Origin of the sequence: Paenibacillus xylanexedens, assembly GCF_007676705.1 — a bacterium.
GTDB lineage: Bacteria > Bacillota > Bacilli > Paenibacillales > Paenibacillaceae > Paenibacillus > Paenibacillus xylanexedens_C.
Genome location: NZ_VEBF01000662.1, coordinates 1 through 236, shown reverse-complemented (window position 1 = coordinate 236; position 236 = coordinate 1). Strand labels below are relative to the sequence as shown.

Annotated in this window: 1 protein-coding gene; it reads right to left on the bottom strand. The window is 52.5% G+C overall.

Annotation, left to right across the window (positions count from 1 at the left end; all coding sequences use genetic code 11):
• Window positions 1–55: 55 nt before the first annotated feature.
• Window positions 56–236 (bottom strand): hypothetical protein (locus tag FS628_RS32375; protein WP_222125354.1); only part of this gene is annotated, 181 nt, incomplete at its 5' end.

Below are 236 nucleotides of genomic sequence, written 5' to 3'. Positions count from 1 at the left end.
ATCCAATCCCATCCTCCCACACCTCAGCCAAACCTCCTACACCTTCCCTCACCCCTCATCTTCCCTTCAATTCAATCCTCACCTTACTTCCTTCTACACCTCCAATCACACCTACACCTACACCCCCCTCACCTACAAATCCTTCAACTTTCCCCCCTTCCTCTCCCCTACCCCACAACAACATACCCGATTCGCTCTCACTCAACACACCGTGATCTCCACCCAATCTCCTCTCC